This is a genomic window from Ruegeria sp. BA2 (assembly GCF_056539605.1).
Map to the genome: position 1 here is coordinate 56,617 of NZ_JBQFVE010000007.1, position 15,520 is coordinate 72,136.

Here is a 15,520-nt window from a genome sequence, read left to right on the forward strand (position 1 = left end):
ACATTCATAGCTTCAAGTGCGATGGCTGAGGTTTGCGATAAGGAAAGGCCATTCTGGGATCGCACCTCCGGGCCAGCGTCGATGTTCGACGAACTTATTGCCTTGTCGCTTAATCCCCCATCAATGGTTTTGCTAGGGCTCAGCATCATTACATTTGCGTTGAAGCTGCGTGCCCTTCAGTGGGCGCTTGCTCCGCTTTGGCTACTCGCCGCTGTTGTTGCTGTAGCAAATTATTATGGACCTATTCTTGACGATGTTCGATGGGAAGCCATCGGCGAAGGCTGTATTGGATCTCCCCTCTTGTTCGTCGGGCTCGCAATTGCAATATGTGCCACACTCATTCACGGCGCGCGGCGCCTCCGCAACTAGGAGAACAACAATGCTCAAAGGACTCGGCGGTCTGGGCGATATGGCCAAGATGATGAAATCCGCGCAGGATTTGCAGACCAAGATGACCGACATGCAGGAAGAACTGAACACCATCATGGTTGTCGGCGAATCCGGCGCCGGGCTGGTCAAGGCAACAGCGACTGCAAAGGGTGAGTTGAAAGGTCTGGATATCGACCCCTCGATCTTCAACGGCGACGATAAAGAAGTTGTCGAAGACCTCATCCTCGCAGCCATCAAGGACGCGCAGACCAAAGCGGCCGAGCGGTCTCAGGCCGAGATAGCAAAGCTGACCGAAAGCATCGGCCTGCCCGCAGACATCAAGCTGCCGTTCTGATAAACACTCCTGACGACATAAAGGCCGGGCATCCCAGCCCGGCCCATTTGCAGGAGCAAACGCCGTGAGTTCGAACAGCGATATCGACAACCTGATCGATCTGATGGCCAAACTGCCCGGCCTTGGCCCTCGTTCGGCCCGCCGCGCGGTGCTACACCTGATCCGCAAACGCGCATTGCTGCTGACACCCTTGTCGGATGTTATGCAGCAAGTCGCCGCCACTGCCCGCGAATGTCTGAATTGCGGCAATGTGGGCACCACCGATATTTGCGACATCTGCAATAACGAGGCCCGCGCGACCGGAGAGCTTTGCGTGGTCGAAGACGTCGCTGACCTCTGGGCGATGGAGCGCGCAGGCGTGTTCAAAGGCCGCTATCACGTGCTGGGCGGGACGTTGTCTGCATTGGACGGGATCGGCCCGGATGAGCTGCGCATCCCCCGACTGAAAGATCGGGTTGTTGCCGAAGGCGTCAACGAGATCATCCTCGCCCTGAACGCTACAGTCGATGGCCAGACCACCGCACATTACATCGCCGACCAGTTGGAAGGGCAGGTAAGACTGACCTCGTTGGCGCAGGGTGTGCCGATTGGGGGGGAGTTGGATTACCTGGATGACGGAACCATTACTGCAGCGCTGCGCGCACGGAAAGAGATTTGAGCTAAACGCTAAGGCCGAGCCATCATTCTTTATCGAGAATGTCGTCCAGCTTCTCGAACGCTTGCTTCCATCCACCTTCGCCAGCACTTCCGGCAGGTACACCCCTATGGACCATTGTCATCCGAGTCCTGCCGTCCTGTTCGACTAGATCAATAATCACCTCGGTGATATCCGGACTTCCCTCAGGCATCCCCATATCTTTCGGCGACAGAATATTCCCATCCTCGTCGCACATACTCTCTGTGTAGACCAGCCGGGACGGCTCAAAGATTTCTTTGTATACGCCAGTGAACCACATTCTCATGCTGTTATCCGGCGTTTTCATTTCCATGCAGATCTTTCGTACACCGCCAACACGCAAATCGATTTCTGCTGTTGGCACCGAGAAACCCTTGGGACCATACCATCTCTGAAAAAGCACCGGATCGGTCCACATGCGCCAAACCCTTGTTGCCGGAGCCTGGAAATCATGGACAATGCGCACCCAGTTTTCTGCATCATTCATCTTTCAAATCCTTTATCTCGCTCAGTATTTTTTCCATCGTTTCAAAACGAACCTCCCAAATGTGACGATATTGGTCGGTCCAGCTTGCAATCGCTTCCAGAGGCTCAGGGATTAGTCGGCAGGGTCGGAACTGCGCATTTCGAGAACGCTCGATCAGCCCGGCTCCTTCCAAAACACGAAGATGTTTAGAGATTGCCGGCATGCTGACATCAAACGGTTCAGCCAGTTCTTTAACTGTTGCTTCACCTTGCGCCAATCGCGCCAGCATTGCACGGCGTGCAGGGTGGGCAAGGGCCGCAAAGGCAAAGTCTAGTCTTTCATCTTCGGTCATACGTCCATTAATAAACCACTAGGTTAATTAATCAACTGGTAAAATATAAGTGGCAATTGTCAAGCTAGTTGGAATCCTCGAATTCCCTTTGGAAGCGAATGGTTTGCGGTTACTAAGGGTCTGTACCACCCACGATTTGGAATGATCTGATGCACCGCCTGCTCGCCCTCACCTTCGCCGCCTTCACAGCGACCGCCGCCCCGTCGCAGGAACTCATCGACAAAGGTTTTGTCGAAGGCTGGAACATCATGATGGATCCCGCGCTCGGTGACGGGTGCCTGATCCAGACGATTTATCAGGACCTTTCGGTCGTGCGCATCGGCTATGACGCGCTGGATAATCGTGGGTATTTCACCGTTTACAACAAGGCCTGGGGCGACATCAAACCGGGGCAGAGCTATCCGATCCGGTTTGAGCTGGACGGCAAGAGCTTTGATGCCACCGCCATCGGGTTCAAACAGGATCGAGTGCCGGGTGCGACGGTGTTTTTCACTGACCGGAACTTTGTCACTTCGATTGCACAGAACAAGACGATGACGGTATATAATCCCGAGGGTCAGACCGTTATGGCGATCGACCTGAAAGGCACCGCCAAGGCGCTCGACTATGCGCGGGATTGTCAGAACAAAAAACTCTAACGAATCGGATCGAACACGGCGTCTTTGGCTGTGCAGTCTCGGATCACGTCGCGGCCACAGGGCACGGGTGCAAAATCACGGGACAAGCACAGGCGGACCTCTTCGATATAGCCCTGCTTGCAAGTGATGGTGATCATATCGGGTTCAAGCAAGGGGTTGGCCCTGAGGAATGCCTCTTCGACCACCGAGGCAGACAGTTTGACGGTCGCGTCCAGCTTGCGGAATACCTCGGGTCGGGTGACGCCCTCATAGACCTGCCGCGACAGCGCAAAGTAGTCGGCCGCGCTGAGGCCCGAGCAGGTTCCGTGTTTTTTCCATTGGTGCCACGCCAATCCGGACGAGCCTTGAATATCCTCCATTTCCCGGGTCATGCGACGCGTGGGCGGAGCCTCAGACGTGCGGCAATAGGAAGGCCAGCCCTGATGGAATTGCGGCCAGAGCCCGTGCAATATCCACCCGTGATCATGCCGGGCGTCGCATTGATCCGAGCCACGCGCATCGCCTTCGCGGGCGCACCAGTTGGGCGACCAGCTGAGCGACAGGACGTAGTAGTCAAACTCACCCGCCTTTTCGCCCTCGGCCATCGCAGCCACGGCGCTCAGCATCCACAAAACCACCCAGCGCATTCGCCTCTTCCCTTCTTTAGCTGTCGCGACTATATAGGCCCCAAGTTCCCCGACAACGGAAACCTGCCCCAAGACCACGGGGCCGCCGAATTCCGGCGACGGGACAGGTGTATTTATAGGAGACGGGCTGATGGCAAAACCACTTATGGCCAAAGCAACAGCCGTATGGCTGGTGGACAATACCACGATCAGCTTCAAGCAGATCGCGGATTTCGTAGGCATGCACGAGCTTGAAGTGCAGGGCATTGCAGATGGCGATGTGGCGGCTGGTGTGAAAGGCTTTGACCCGATTGCCAACAACCAGCTGACGCAAGACGAAATCGATACGGCGCAGAACAATCCGCTGCACAAACTGAAGCTCAAGTTCAACGCCGCTGCGGCGGGCGAGGAAAAGCGTCGGGGTCCGCGTTATACCCCACTGTCCAAACGTCAGGACCGCCCAAACTCGATCCTGTGGCTGGTCAAGTTCCACCCCGAACTCAGCGATGGTCAGATCGCAAAACTGGTAGGCACGACCAAGCCAACCATCCAATCGATCCGCGAACGCACCCATTGGAATATCACCAACATGCAGCCGATCGACCCGGTTGCTCTGGGCCTGTGCAAACAGTCTGAACTGGATGCCATCGTGCAGAAGGCCGCGGCCAAGAAAGCCGCTGAAGGTGGCGTTATGAGCGATGACGAGCGCCGCAAGCTTGTGTCGACCGAACAGTCGCTCGAGATGGATTCGGCGCCCAAGATCCCGACCGCGATCGAGGGTCTGGAAACCTTCTCGCTGTCTGATGAGCCTGAAGCCAAGGAAGACGATGAGCCCATCATCGATGCGGATAGCTTCTTTAATCTGCCCAAAGGCGGCGGTGACGAAGAAGACGAAGACGATCTGCGTCCCTGATAGGCTGACAGCCTCGGCGCTCTAACGCCGGGGCTTTATCTTGGGAAAGCTGCATGCTTAGCATTCTGTCCACAATATTCGGACCGCATCGTGCCGTTTCGATCTATGTGTTCCTGAAGTCCTGGTGGCTGGCCATCACAGGTGCCGTTGTGATGATTGCGATCGTGGCTGGTTTGCTGTTGCTGAATGACGACGGCAAACATGAGCACGAGGCGTTTCTAACCGTCGCGGTTTTGTCTGCCACACCAATTAACGGCGATCTCAAGAACGGGGTCATCGCTTCGGTGCGCTTGCCAGATGGGTCTGCGGCGTCAATCAGCTCGACCGAAGGCCCCATTGCTCAAACAGTTGGCACCCAAGCCTGCATCGAGAAACGGGTTTTTGTGGAAAGCGGAGAGCCAAGATATCGGTTCAAACTGCCGCGATACTGCGAAGCAAGTTAAACGACCAAAACCGCCCGGCCATATCACCGGGCGGTTTTTCACTCAGATCATTTGGAACACGATGCCTGCGATGATGGCCCCGCTAATGCCCAGCCCAAGATAGGTGGCAAAGACGCGAGGTTTGACCAGCGACCATACCGCCGCCATCGCGGGGACTGAACTGACGGCACCGGCCACCATGAAGGACATCGCAGCGCCCGCGCTCATCCCCTGCTCCATCAGACCTGCCAAAAGTGGCGGCGCGACGTAAGAGTTCAGATAGGCGGGCATTCCGACCAAAGCGGCGATGACGATTGGCACAACACCTTCTCCGCCGACAACTTGTGCGATCAGATCCGCCGGGACATAGCTGACCAACAGAGCTTCGAGAACATACGCAAAGGCGAGCCATTTGAGCAGGAACAAACCGTTGTGCACGAATTCGGAACGGAAGCGTGTTCGGCGGTCAGGGTCGTTCCAGAATTGCCAGACGGGTTTGTCCTCCTTCTTTGGCCCACACCCACAGCATCCAGCGGGTTTGTATTCGCGTAAGGGCTGCACGAAAGCACCCCCGTGCATTAGGGCACGTACGGCGAACCCGCCGAAAAGACCCAATGCAACAGCGGCCACGGCTTTCCCAATCGCAAACGGCCAGCCCAGGGCGCCTGCGGTAATCAGCAGTGTCGGCGGATCGATCAGCGGTGAGCTGAGCCAGAATGCCATTACTGCCGATAGTGGAGCGCCGAGCGCCAAGAGGCCTGCGATGAACGGAATGACTTCGCAGGAACAGAACGGTGCCAGACCGCCAAAGAGCGCAGCGAGAAAGATCATCCGTGTCTCGCGCCCCTCAAATGCACGGGCGACCATCACTTCGGCCCCAGTCGCTTTGAGGTAGGACAGCAGTAATACCGCAAACAAGATGTACTGGCCCGTATGTGCGAGCGCCTTTGCGGCAAAGCTCACAATTTCGGTCCAGTTGCCTGGGTCAAGAATGCCAACAAGCGCCAGAATGACCAGGATCAGAGCCCAAGGCGTCTTGATGAGGCCGATCAGGTTTCTGGTCAGCGGCTTGGGGTTTTGTGTTAGCTCAGCCATCGTTTGCGGCCTTTCCAACTTCGTCTGCGCAGCATTCACTGAGGATGAACTGCGCCAAATTCCTTAACTCGTCAAAGCACGCCCGATTGATCGTGCTGCGCCCGATCTTCTCTTGTTCGACCACGCCGCCCGCGGCCAGAAACCGCAAGTGATGCGCAAGCGTTGAGGGCGCAATGCCTGTCCGTGACTGGATTTCCCCGACGGTCAGTCCTGTCTGCCCAGCGCGGACGAGGGTCTTGAGGACCTTCAGCCGAGCCTCAGAACCCATGGCAGAGAAACCTGCGGCAGCTTCTTCCCACATCCTTTATCTCCATTAAACTAGATTTCTAGCTATTTAGTTCAATCCACTTCCCGCGTCAACCACCCAGTTGACCAAAGTTCACCCCATGGAGCTACGCAGCGATAAGTCCAGATTGCCACCACCTTAAGTCCAACCTATAACCTTGCCATGGGTATTTCAGTCGACACCTTCTTTCTCGAACGGAATGGACAAGGCACTTTGCAGGCGCAGCTTCAACAGCTGATCGCCGAAGGCATCCTGTCAGGACGATTTCACGTCGGAGAAAAGCTGCCTTCCTCCCGCAAGCTTGCCGCCCATCTGGGTGTCAGCCGAATTACGGTTACGCTTGCCTATACCGAGCTGCTTGCCAACGACTATCTCACGGCAAAAGGTCGGTCGGGATATTACGTTTCGGAAAACGCTCCGGTACCGCCAACCTATACACCGGTGCGACGCGACACCGAAGTCGTAGACTGGGATCGCGCCCTCGCACGTCAATTTTCGGACGGCGATATGTTGGCAAAACCCAGCAACTGGCGCGAGTATCGATATCCCTTTATCTACGGCCAGGTCGACCGGAAGCTGTTCGATCACGCGAATTGGCGACTTTGCGCAGTTCGGGCGCTTGGGCATAAGGACTTTGATTCTCTGACCGGGGATTATGTTGATCAGGACGACCCGCTGCTGATCGAATTCATCGCTCGGCACACCCTTCCGCGCCGGGGCATCGTGGCCCGACCCGAAGAGATTCTGATCACCCTTGGTGCACAAAACGCCCTTTGGCTGGCCTCGCGCATCATGCTGAACCGGGATCGAAGGGCCGCCCTCGAAGACCCCTGCTATTACGCCCTGCGTGATCTCTTGATTCATTCCGAGTGCAAACTATCCTATTTGCCGGTCGACAGGGACGGATTGCCCCCGGACACGATCCCCGACGACACCGATGTGATTTTCACAACGCCCAGCCATCAATCACCGACCACCGCGACCATGCCAGTTGATCGCCGTCATGCCCTTTTGCGCCGGGCGCGTGAGCTGGACGCGATGATCGTCGAGGATGACTATGAATTCGAGATGTCATTTCTCGGGGCCCCATCACCTGCGCTCAGATCAATGGACCGGGACGGGCGCGTGATCTATGTAGGCAGCTTCTCAAAGTCACTGTTTCCGGGGCTTCGCCTTGGCTACATGGTCGGGTCCGAGCCTTTCATCCGCGAAGCACGAGCACTGCGATCGCTGGTCTTGCGCCATCCTCCAGGTCACATGCAGCGCACGGCAGCCTATTTTCTGTCGCTGGGCCATTACGATGCCCAGATCAGGCGCATGTCCAAAACACTGCAGCGCCGCCGCGAAGTAATCGAAGAAGCGATCGGGCAGCATGGCCTGACGGTTGCGGGTCGTGGCATGCTGGGCGGGTCTTCGATCTGGATGCAGGCGCCGCCGCATGTCGATACCGCGAAGCTGACCCGGGACCTACAACGGCAGAGCGTGCATATCGAACCGGGCGAGGCGTTCTTTTCAAGCGAGGCCCGGTCGCGGAACTATTACCGGCTTGGATACTCCTCGATTACAAAAGATCGCATTGAACCGGGAATTCAACTGATTGCAGACGCAATCCGCCGGTTCTGAAATGGACTGGACTTAAACCGCCAGTGGTTCTGGCCCTAACGTCGCAGTCACCTGTGAGCCAAAACCGACCAGAAAACTGGGTGCAAAACCCCCGTTCCATCCTTCTATGATTGGAGATTACGCAGATGAAGATGACCACCGAAGAAGCCTTTGTAAAAACACTGCAGATGCATGGTATCGAACATGCGTTCGGAATCATCGGCTCTGCGATGATGCCTATTTCTGACATTTTTGAGAAAGCTGGTATCACTTTTTGGGATTGTGCGCACGAAGGTTCCGGCGGAATGATGGCTGATGGCTACACCCGAGCGACCGGCAAAATGTCGATGATGATCGCCCAGAACGGCCCTGGAATTACCAACTTTGTCACTGCCGTTAAGACTGCCTACTGGAACCACACCCCGCTGCTGCTAGTCACCCCGCAAGCGGCCAACAAGACCATGGGTCAGGGTGGTTTCCAGGAGATGGAGCAGATGCGCATGTTCGCGGACTGCGTCTGCTATCAGGAAGAAGTGCGTGACCCCAGCCGCATGGCAGAGGTTCTCAGCCGCGTGATCATGAACGCCAAGCGCGCCTCGGCGCCAGCGCAGATCAACGTTCCGCGTGACTTCTTCACTCAGGTTGTCGATATCGAACTGCCTGCGGTTGTTGATTTCGAACTGCCTTCGGGTGGTGCAACTGCCGTCGCCGATGCGGCGGCCCTGCTGTCCGACGCAAAAAACCCCGTCATCCTGAACGGTGCGGGTACCGTTCTGTCCAAGGGCGGTATCGAGGCGTCGAAAGCTCTGGCCGAGCGTCTGGATGCCCCAGTCTGCGTTGGCTACCAGCACAACGACGCCTTCCCGGGCTCGCACCCGCTGTTCGCTGGGCCGCTGGGCTATAATGGCTCGAAAGCCGGTATGCAGCTGATCAAAGAAGCAGACGTTGTTCTGTGCCTCGGCACACGCCTGAACCCGTTCTCGACCTTGCCGGGTTACGGCATGGAGTACTGGCCGACAGATGCAAAGATCATTCAGGTCGACATCAATCCTGACCGTATCGGCCTGACCAAGAAGGTCTCGGTTGGTATCGTGGGCGATGCGGCGACCGTTGCCACCAGCATCCTGAACAAACTATCTGACACGGCCGGTGACGAAGGTCGTGATGCGCGCAAAGCGAAGATTGCAGAAACCAAATCGCGTTGGGCGCAAGAGCTGACCTCGATGGACCACGAGCAGGACGATCCGGGCACCACCTGGAACGAACGTGCACGCGCTGCCAAGCCGGATTGGCTGAGCCCGCGCAAAGCATGGCGCGCAATCCAGTCCGCTCTGCCGAAAGAAGCGATCATCTCGTCCGACATCGGCAACAACTGCGCCATCGGCAACGCTTATCCGTCGTTCGAAGAAGGCCGCAAGTATCTGGCCCCTGGCCTGTTCGGCCCCTGTGGCTATGGTTTGCCTTCGGTCATCGGCGCCAAGATCGGCTGCCCGGATGTTCCGGTTGTCGGCTTCTCGGGTGATGGTGCCTTCGGCATTGCCGTCACCGAGCTGACCGCGATTGGCCGCGAGGAGTGGCCTGCCATCACTCAAGTTGTGTTCCGCAACTATCAGTGGGGTGCGGAAAAGCGTAACTCGACCCTGTGGTTCGAAGACAACTTCGTCGGCACCGAGCTTGACACCAAAGTGTCCTATGCCGGAATCGCCAACGCGTGTGGCTTGAAAGGCGTCATCGCGCGCACACAAGAGGAACTGACCGCCGCGTTGGCTCAGGCGATCGAAGACCAAAAGAATGGTATCACCACCTTGATTGAGGCGATGATCAACCAGGAACTGGGTGAACCATTCCGCCGCGACGCGATGAAGAAACCGGTTGAAGTCGCCGGTATCAACGCCGCCGACATGCGTCCTCAGCAGGTTTGATCACTGCTCAAAACATAAACCGGACCGGGCTCAACCGGTCCGCCTAATCAAAAGCAGGGGAAGGGGAATAATGTGTTCTCTTCCTCTGAGCAGTTGAGCCCGGCGTTCATACGCTCCAATGTGTTCAACATGTTAAAATACCAAGGCGATCCGCCGCAGGGAGAGAGACAACGTGAACCAGCAACCGAACCTCGACCTATCCCCACCCGTGTCTGATGAGATTCGCCGGACCACATGCTACATGTGTGCGTGCCGGTGCGGCATCAACGTGCACATGAAGGATGGCAAAGTCGCCTATATCGAGGGCAACAGGGACCACCCGGTGAACAAAGGCGTTCTTTGCGCCAAAGGCAGCGCTGGGATCATGCAGGTGAACGCGCCGTCGCGGCTGCGCAAACCGCTGCGCCGCGTCGGCCCGCGCGGGTCCGGTGAATTTCGCGAAATCGAATGGGACGAAGCGCTTAGCACCGCCGTCGGCTGGTTGCACGAATTGCACGAAACCGCCCCGCACAAGCTAGCCTTTTTCACCGGCCGAGATCAAAGCCAGAGCTTCACGTCATTCTGGGCGCAGAATTTCGGCACGCCCAACTATGCGGCCCATGGCGGGTTCTGCTCGGTAAATATGGCAGCGGGCGGCATCTATACGATGGGCGGTGCGTTCTGGGAATTCGGGCAGCCCGACTGGGACCACACCAAACTGTTCATGCTCTTTGGCGTCGCCGAGGACCACGACAGTAACCCGATCAAGATGGGCATCAGTAAGATCAAGGCGCGAGGTGCACGGGTGATCGGGGTGAATCCGATCCGCTCGGGTTATAACGCGGTAGCCGATGACTGGGTCGGCATCACACCCGGCACCGATGGGTTGTTCATTCTGTCGCTGATCCACGTGCTGATGAAAGCAGGCAAGATCGATCTGGATTATCTGAGCCGCTACACCAACGCACCGGTTCTGGTGAACGCAGCCGAGGGGCCGGAAAAAGGCCTGTTCCTGCGCGACGCAGACGGCAAGCCCTTGGTCATTGACCGCACTACCGGTGAGCCCACAGCCTTTGACAAGCCGGGCGTGCGCCCGGACTTATCGGCAACCTACGAAAAAGACGGCGTCACCCATCGCCCGGTCTTCCATCTGATGGCCGAAAAATACCTGACCGATGAGAACACGCCCGAGGCTGTCGCCGAACGCTGCGGCATCCCAGCCAAACGCATCCGCGCCATTGCAGCCGAAATCGCCCGCGTCGCCTTTGATGAGGCAATCGAGCTTGATCATGAATGGACCGACTTCCGCGGCGAAACACATTCCAAGATGATCGGTCGCCCAGTCAGCTTCCACTCAATGCGCGGGGTATCAGCCCATGCAAACGGATTCCAGACATGCCGCGCTCTGCACGTTCTGCAGATATTGTTGGGAACGGTCGAGGTGCCTGGCGGCTTTCGGTTCAAACCACCCTACCCCAAACCCGTCGAGGCACATCCAACCCCGCACGGCGATCGCCGTCCCGGTCGTCCGCTGCAAGGCCCTCATCTGGGCTTTCCGCGCGGTCCAGACGATTTGCTGCTGAGTGAGGATGGAAGCGCCCAGCGCATCGATAAGGCTTTTACTTGGGAAAACCCTATGTCAGCCCACGGGCTGATGCACATGGTGATCTCGAACGCGGCAGCCGGTGATCCTTACAAGATCGATACCTTGTTCATGTATATGGCGAATATGTCTTGGAATTCGTCCATGAACACCAAGGGCGTGATGGAAATGCTGACCGCCCGCGACGATGATGGCAATTATATAATTCCCAACATCATCTACTCCGATGCCTATTCCTCGGAAATGGTGGCCTATGCCGATCTCATTCTGCCCGACACCACCTATCTGGAACGGCATGATTGTATTTCGCTGCTTGATCGCCCGATCTGCGAGGCAGACGCCGCCGCAGATGCGATCCGCTGGCCTGTGGTTGAGCCGGACCGCGATGTGCGCGGGTTTCAATCCGTCCTGATCCAGTTGGCCAGCCGGATGAGCCTGCCGGGCTTTACCAACGAAGATGGAAGCCCGAAATGGTCAGATTATGCCGACTACATCGTAAATCACGAGCGTAGACCGGGTATCGGGCCACTGGCCGGGTTCCGCGGCGAAAAAGGGGACAAAGAAGGGCGTGGCGAGGTTAATCCCGATCAGTTAAACTGCTACATCGAGAATGGCGGTTTCTACGTCGCGCATATTCCCGAAGGCGCGGATTATTACAAACCATGGAACACTGCCTATCAGGACTGGGCTGTGGGCATGGGTATCTATGACAGCCCGCAACCCTATCTGTTCCAGCTTTATTCCGAACCGATGCGGAAGTTCCAACTGGCCGCCGAAGGTCATGGCGACCGCCAACCGCCCGAACACCTGCGCCAGCGCATCAAGGACACGATGGACCCGCTGCCAATTTGGTATGAAACCGACCAAGCCGGGAATGAAGGCTTCACCATCAACGCTCTGACCCAACGCCCGATGGCCATGTACCACAGCTGGGGCACGCAGAACGCGTGGCTGCGCCAGCTGCACGGACGCAACCCGCTCTATGTGCCGACCAAACTGATGCGCGAACACGGGCTGGAAGATGGCGATTGGGCCAAGGTCAGCTCTCCTCACGGTGAGATCACGGTACCAGTCATGGAAATGGCCGCTCTGAACGACAATACAGTTTGGACCTGGAACGCCATCGGCAAACGCAAAGGCGCTTGGGCGTTGCAGGAAGATGCGCCCGAGGCAACCAAAGGCTTCCTGCTGAACCATCTGATTCACGAGCTGCTACCGCCAAAGGGCGACGGCCAACGGTGGGCAAACTCTGACCCGATCACAGGCCAGGCCGCATGGTTCGACCTAAAGGTTAAGATTGAAAAGGCCGCCCCCCCGAGTGATACGGAGAGCCAGCCCGAGTTCAATCCAATCAAGTCGCCGGTCGGGCAAGGCCCAAAAGATTTGGCATGGAAGGTGGGCAAATGAACCGATCCGTTCTTCATCTGGCCAAAAATATCCCGGGGTCTGGGGCAGAGCCCCAGTCCTTACTCATCAAAGTAGCGGAGGCAAGGCACTTATGACCCAGCTCCCCACATCCACCGACCGAAAGATGGGTTTGGTCATCGATCTGGATACCTGCGTCGGATGCCACGCTTGCGTGATCTCCTGCAAAGGCTGGAATACTGAAAACTATGGCGCGCCGCTTTCAGATCAGGACGCCTATGGCGCAAACCCTTCCGGTACTTTTCTGAACCGTGTGCATTCCTACGAGGTGCAGCCCACCGATGGCCATGCGCAGCTGATCCACTTCCCCAAATCCTGCCTGCATTGCGAGGACGCACCTTGCGTCACGGTTTGCCCCACCGGCGCCAGCTACAAGCGCGTCGAAGATGGCATTGTTCTGGTCAACGAAAGCGACTGTATCGGCTGTGGCTTATGCGCCTGGTCTTGTCCCTATGGCGCGCGCGAGTTGGATCAAGCCGAGGGCGTGATGAAGAAATGCACGCTCTGCGTCGATCGGATTTACAACGAAAATCTTCCAGAAGTAGATCGCGTCCCGTCTTGCGTCCGCACCTGTCCCGCGGGGGCGCGTCACTTTGGTGATCTGGGTGATCCTGACAGTGATGTCAGCAAACTGGTCGCCGAGCGCGACGGAATGGATCTGATGCCCGAGATGGGCACCAAACCCGTCAACAAATACCTACCACCCCGGCCCAAGGACAACATCGAGGACCAGATCGACATTCTGGCCCCTCTGCTGGCCCCGGTCGCCGAAGAGCCCAAGGGCTTTCTCGGCTGGCTCGACAAGACACTGGAGAAGCTCTGATGCACCCGGCCCCATCCGTTATCATCTTCACCACCCTGTCCGGCCTTGGCTTTGGGCTTTTGTTTTTTCTGGGCATCGGCATAACTGACGTCACAGGCTGGGTCGCATTTATTTTCTTCGCGATTGCGTATGGTCTGGCTGTTGGCGGGCTATTGGCTTCAACCTTCCACCTCGGCCACCCCGAACGTGCGTGGAAGGCCTTCACCCAATGGCGCTCAAGCTGGCTCAGTCGCGAGGGCTGGTGCGCGGTCATCGCGCTGCTCGTCATGGGGCTCTATGCCATCGGCGCGGTCTTTCTGGGCCAACGCTGGGGTCTGCTGGGCTGGATCGGCGCGATATTCTCGCTGGCGACGGTTTTCACCACGTCCATGATCTACACCCAGCTCAAGACCATTCCGCGTTGGAACATGAATCTGACACCAGCCATGTTCTTGTCATTCAGCCTTGCCGGTGGCGCGCTGCTGGCCGGAGCGGAAGCGCTGGCCCCTTGGTTGCTGGTCATTGCCGGTGCCGTGCAGCTGGCCTACTGGGCCAAGGGCGACGGTGCGCTGGCCGGTTCCGGAACCACTTTGGCAACCGCGACGGGGCTAGGGGATCGTGGCGCGGTCCGCGCATTCGAACCACCTCATACCGGAACAAACTATCTGCTGCGTGAGTTTGTGCATGTGGTCGGTCGGAAGCACGCTCAGAAATTACGAGTGATATCCTTCGGTCTGGCTTTTGTGCTGCCTCTGTTGCTGATCCTGATCCCCGTCGGCGGTGTTTTGATCAAGCATGTCTTTGCACTTCTGGCTGTGCTGTCACATCTGACCGGGGTTGCGGTTTCGCGCTGGTTGTTTTTTGCACAAGCCGAGCATGTGGTCGGGTTTTATTACGGAAAGCGATAGGGTCTCTGCCCGCGTCGCGGCGTGCCGCGACTCCCCCGGGATATTTTTGGCCAGATGAAGTTTGGATCCCGAAAGAAAAAGGGCGGCGCTCGATCTCCAAGGCCGCCCTTGTGAGTCGTTGTTTTGACTTCAGATCAGCCCAGCGTGCACCATTGCCGCTTCGATGGCAGCTTTGGTACTGTCTTCCAATTCGGTCAGCGGCGAGCGCACTTCGGTGCTGCACAGGCCAAGTCTGCTGAGCGCGTATTTGGCACCAACCAGACCGGGTTCGATAAAGATCGCTTCGTGCAAGGGCATCAGGCGGTCCTGATACTCCAGAGCTTTTACGTAATCGCCAGCAAGCGTTGCCTGCTGAAATTCTGCGCAGAGCTTCGGGGCCACGTTTGCGGTGACCGAAATGCAGCCCACTCCGCCATGAGCGTTAAAGCCCAGCGCTGTCGCGTCCTCTCCGGACAATTGGCAGAAATCAGCACCACAGCTTGCGCGTTGCTGGCTGACGCGGGCCAGATCGCCGGTCGCGTCTTTAACGCCAACGATGCGCGGCAATTTGGCCAACTCACCCATCGTTTCCGGGGTCATGTCGACGATCGAACGGCCCGGGATGTTGTAGATGATGATAGGGATATCGGCGCAGTCATGCAGCGTCTGGAAATGCGCCAACAGGCCCCGCTGCGTGGGCTTGTTGTAATAGGGCGTAACGACCAGTGCCGCATCTGCGCCGATTTTTTGCGCGAATTGGACGAACCGCACAGCCTCGACCGTGTTGTTGGAACCGGCACCGGCGATGACGGGCACTCGACCTGCGGCGGCATTCACGACCTCGGCAATAACCGTTTCATGTTCTTCATGGCTGAGCGTTGGGCTCTCCCCGGTTGTACCTACAGGAACAAGACCGGTCGAGCCTTGCTGAATCTGCCATTCTACCAAGTGTTTGAGCGTATCCAGGTCCAACGCGCCGTTGCTGAACGGGGTGACCAGGGCTGGCATTGAGCCTTTAAACATGGAACGCTCCTTAGGTGTTTTTTGCGCACCGGTCCGTCACGATTAAGGGTTTGTGAGTTGATCCCGGCGGCGCAAGGTTTATCCTGCATGGCTGTATCCT

General features: G+C 57.4%; 17 protein-coding genes. 11 read left to right on the forward strand and 6 right to left on the reverse strand.

Annotation, left to right across the window (positions count from 1 at the left end; all coding sequences use genetic code 11):
* Window positions 1-81 precede the first annotated feature (81 nt).
* The 3 genes from ACR0NN_RS15600 to recR all read left to right on the forward strand — a co-directional run bounded on the left by ACR0NN_RS15600 (window position 82) and on the right by recR (window position 1,382).
* Window positions 82-369, forward strand: a complete 288-nt coding sequence (locus tag ACR0NN_RS15600; RefSeq protein ID WP_480685031.1) for a hypothetical protein — start codon at window positions 82-84, stop codon at window positions 367-369.
* 10 nt (window positions 370-379) lie between these two features.
* Complete coding sequence (locus ACR0NN_RS15605; protein WP_170725076.1) at window positions 380-724, forward strand: YbaB/EbfC family nucleoid-associated protein; 345 nt, start codon at window positions 380-382, stop codon at window positions 722-724.
* A gap of 64 nt (window positions 725-788) precedes the next feature.
* Window positions 789-1,382 (forward strand): recombination mediator RecR, encoded by a 594-nt coding sequence (gene recR, locus ACR0NN_RS15610; protein WP_170725075.1) that lies wholly within the window; start codon window positions 789-791, stop codon window positions 1,380-1,382.
* Between the two features lie 22 nt (window positions 1,383-1,404).
* On the opposite strand, the gene ACR0NN_RS15615 is transcribed toward recR, so the two are convergent.
* Both ACR0NN_RS15615 and ACR0NN_RS15620 read right to left on the reverse strand, forming a co-directional pair.
* Complete coding sequence (locus ACR0NN_RS15615; RefSeq protein ID WP_170725074.1) at window positions 1,405-1,887, reverse strand: SRPBCC family protein; 483 nt, start codon at window positions 1,885-1,887, stop codon at window positions 1,405-1,407.
* Window positions 1,880-2,218 carry a metalloregulator ArsR/SmtB family transcription factor gene (locus ACR0NN_RS15620; RefSeq protein ID WP_170725073.1) on the reverse strand — a complete coding sequence of 113 codons (339 nt, stop codon included), beginning with the start codon at window positions 2,216-2,218 and terminating at the stop codon, window positions 1,880-1,882. The genes ACR0NN_RS15615 and ACR0NN_RS15620 overlap by 8 nt, the downstream gene beginning before the upstream one ends.
* Before the next feature lie 149 nt (window positions 2,219-2,367).
* On the opposite strand from ACR0NN_RS15620, the gene ACR0NN_RS15625 reads away from it, so the two are divergent.
* Window positions 2,368-2,856 (forward strand): hypothetical protein, encoded by a 489-nt coding sequence (locus ACR0NN_RS15625; RefSeq protein ID WP_170725072.1) that lies wholly within the window; start codon window positions 2,368-2,370, stop codon window positions 2,854-2,856.
* Here ACR0NN_RS15625 and ACR0NN_RS15630 read toward each other — a convergent pair.
* Complete coding sequence (locus ACR0NN_RS15630) at window positions 2,853-3,482, reverse strand: ribonuclease T2 (protein WP_170725071.1); 630 nt, start codon at window positions 3,480-3,482, stop codon at window positions 2,853-2,855. The genes ACR0NN_RS15625 and ACR0NN_RS15630 overlap by 4 nt on opposite strands.
* 130 nt (window positions 3,483-3,612) lie before the next feature.
* Here ACR0NN_RS15630 and ACR0NN_RS15635 point away from each other — a divergent pair, with 130 nt between their 5' ends.
* The gene (locus ACR0NN_RS15635) at window positions 3,613-4,374 is read left to right on the forward strand and encodes a DUF1013 domain-containing protein (RefSeq protein WP_170687016.1); all 762 of its coding nucleotides are present in this window, start codon (window positions 3,613-3,615) and stop codon (window positions 4,372-4,374) included.
* Between the two features lie 53 nt (window positions 4,375-4,427).
* Window positions 4,428-4,817: a hypothetical protein gene (locus ACR0NN_RS15640; protein WP_170725070.1), complete on the forward strand. Its 390-nt coding sequence runs from the start codon at window positions 4,428-4,430 to the stop codon at window positions 4,815-4,817.
* Window positions 4,818-4,859: 42 nt separating this feature from the next.
* On the opposite strand, the gene ACR0NN_RS15645 is transcribed toward ACR0NN_RS15640, so the two are convergent.
* Both ACR0NN_RS15645 and ACR0NN_RS15650 read right to left on the reverse strand, forming a co-directional pair.
* A complete protein-coding gene (locus ACR0NN_RS15645) occupies window positions 4,860-5,891 on the reverse strand; it encodes a permease (RefSeq protein WP_480685035.1) in 1,032 nt (343 codons plus the stop codon).
* The gene (locus tag ACR0NN_RS15650; RefSeq protein ID WP_170725068.1) at window positions 5,884-6,192 is read right to left on the reverse strand and encodes an ArsR/SmtB family transcription factor; all 309 of its coding nucleotides are present in this window, start codon (window positions 6,190-6,192) and stop codon (window positions 5,884-5,886) included. The genes ACR0NN_RS15645 and ACR0NN_RS15650 overlap by 8 nt, the downstream gene beginning before the upstream one ends.
* Before the next feature lie 147 nt (window positions 6,193-6,339).
* Here ACR0NN_RS15650 and pdxR point away from each other — a divergent pair, with 147 nt between their 5' ends.
* From pdxR to ACR0NN_RS15675, 5 genes are all read left to right on the forward strand, one after another.
* Complete coding sequence (gene pdxR, locus ACR0NN_RS15655) at window positions 6,340-7,800, forward strand: MocR-like pyridoxine biosynthesis transcription factor PdxR (RefSeq protein WP_170725067.1); 1,461 nt, start codon at window positions 6,340-6,342, stop codon at window positions 7,798-7,800.
* A gap of 125 nt (window positions 7,801-7,925) precedes the next feature.
* Complete coding sequence (gene xsc / locus ACR0NN_RS15660) at window positions 7,926-9,701, forward strand: sulfoacetaldehyde acetyltransferase (RefSeq protein WP_170725066.1); 1,776 nt, start codon at window positions 7,926-7,928, stop codon at window positions 9,699-9,701.
* 172 nt (window positions 9,702-9,873) lie between these two features.
* A complete protein-coding gene (locus ACR0NN_RS15665; protein ID WP_170725065.1) occupies window positions 9,874-12,690 on the forward strand; it encodes a molybdopterin oxidoreductase family protein in 2,817 nt (938 codons plus the stop codon).
* 91 nt (window positions 12,691-12,781) lie between these two features.
* On the forward strand, window positions 12,782-13,531 hold the full coding sequence (locus ACR0NN_RS15670) for a 4Fe-4S dicluster domain-containing protein (protein ID WP_170687009.1): 750 nt from the start codon (window positions 12,782-12,784) through the stop codon (window positions 13,529-13,531).
* Entirely contained in the window at window positions 13,531-14,418 is an 888-nt protein-coding gene (locus tag ACR0NN_RS15675; protein ID WP_170725064.1) for a DmsC/YnfH family molybdoenzyme membrane anchor subunit, read from the forward strand. Before ACR0NN_RS15670 ends, ACR0NN_RS15675 begins: the two co-directional genes overlap by 1 nt.
* Window positions 14,419-14,547: 129 nt before the next feature.
* On the opposite strand, the gene dapA is transcribed toward ACR0NN_RS15675, so the two are convergent.
* A complete protein-coding gene (gene dapA / locus ACR0NN_RS15680) occupies window positions 14,548-15,420 on the reverse strand; it encodes a 4-hydroxy-tetrahydrodipicolinate synthase (RefSeq protein WP_170725063.1) in 873 nt (290 codons plus the stop codon).
* Window positions 15,421-15,520: the final 100 nt, after the last annotated feature.

Coding starts and splice junctions, on each gene's coding strand:
- ACR0NN_RS15600 (WP_480685031.1), top strand. CDS start 82: ATGTTCGACGAACTTATTGCCTTGTCGCTTAATCCCCCATCAATGGTT.
- ACR0NN_RS15605 (WP_170725076.1), top strand. CDS start 380: ATGCTCAAAGGACTCGGCGGTCTGGGCGATATGGCCAAGATGATGAAA.
- ACR0NN_RS15615 (WP_170725074.1), bottom strand. CDS start 1,887: ATGAATGATGCAGAAAACTGGGTGCGCATTGTCCATGATTTCCAGGCT.
- ACR0NN_RS15620 (WP_170725073.1), bottom strand. CDS start 2,218: ATGACCGAAGATGAAAGACTAGACTTTGCCTTTGCGGCCCTTGCCCAC.
- ACR0NN_RS15625 (WP_170725072.1), top strand. CDS start 2,368: ATGCACCGCCTGCTCGCCCTCACCTTCGCCGCCTTCACAGCGACCGCC.
- ACR0NN_RS15630 (WP_170725071.1), bottom strand. CDS start 3,482: ATGCGCTGGGTGGTTTTGTGGATGCTGAGCGCCGTGGCTGCGATGGCC.
- ACR0NN_RS15635 (WP_170687016.1), top strand. CDS start 3,613: ATGGCAAAACCACTTATGGCCAAAGCAACAGCCGTATGGCTGGTGGAC.
- ACR0NN_RS15640 (WP_170725070.1), top strand. CDS start 4,428: ATGCTTAGCATTCTGTCCACAATATTCGGACCGCATCGTGCCGTTTCG.
- ACR0NN_RS15645 (WP_480685035.1), bottom strand. CDS start 5,891: ATGGCTGAGCTAACACAAAACCCCAAGCCGCTGACCAGAAACCTGATC.
- ACR0NN_RS15650 (WP_170725068.1), bottom strand. CDS start 6,192: ATGTGGGAAGAAGCTGCCGCAGGTTTCTCTGCCATGGGTTCTGAGGCT.
- pdxR (WP_170725067.1), top strand. CDS start 6,340: ATGGGTATTTCAGTCGACACCTTCTTTCTCGAACGGAATGGACAAGGC.
- xsc (WP_170725066.1), top strand. CDS start 7,926: ATGAAGATGACCACCGAAGAAGCCTTTGTAAAAACACTGCAGATGCAT.
- ACR0NN_RS15670 (WP_170687009.1), top strand. CDS start 12,782: ATGACCCAGCTCCCCACATCCACCGACCGAAAGATGGGTTTGGTCATC.
- ACR0NN_RS15675 (WP_170725064.1), top strand. CDS start 13,531: ATGCACCCGGCCCCATCCGTTATCATCTTCACCACCCTGTCCGGCCTT.
- dapA (WP_170725063.1), bottom strand. CDS start 15,420: ATGTTTAAAGGCTCAATGCCAGCCCTGGTCACCCCGTTCAGCAACGGC.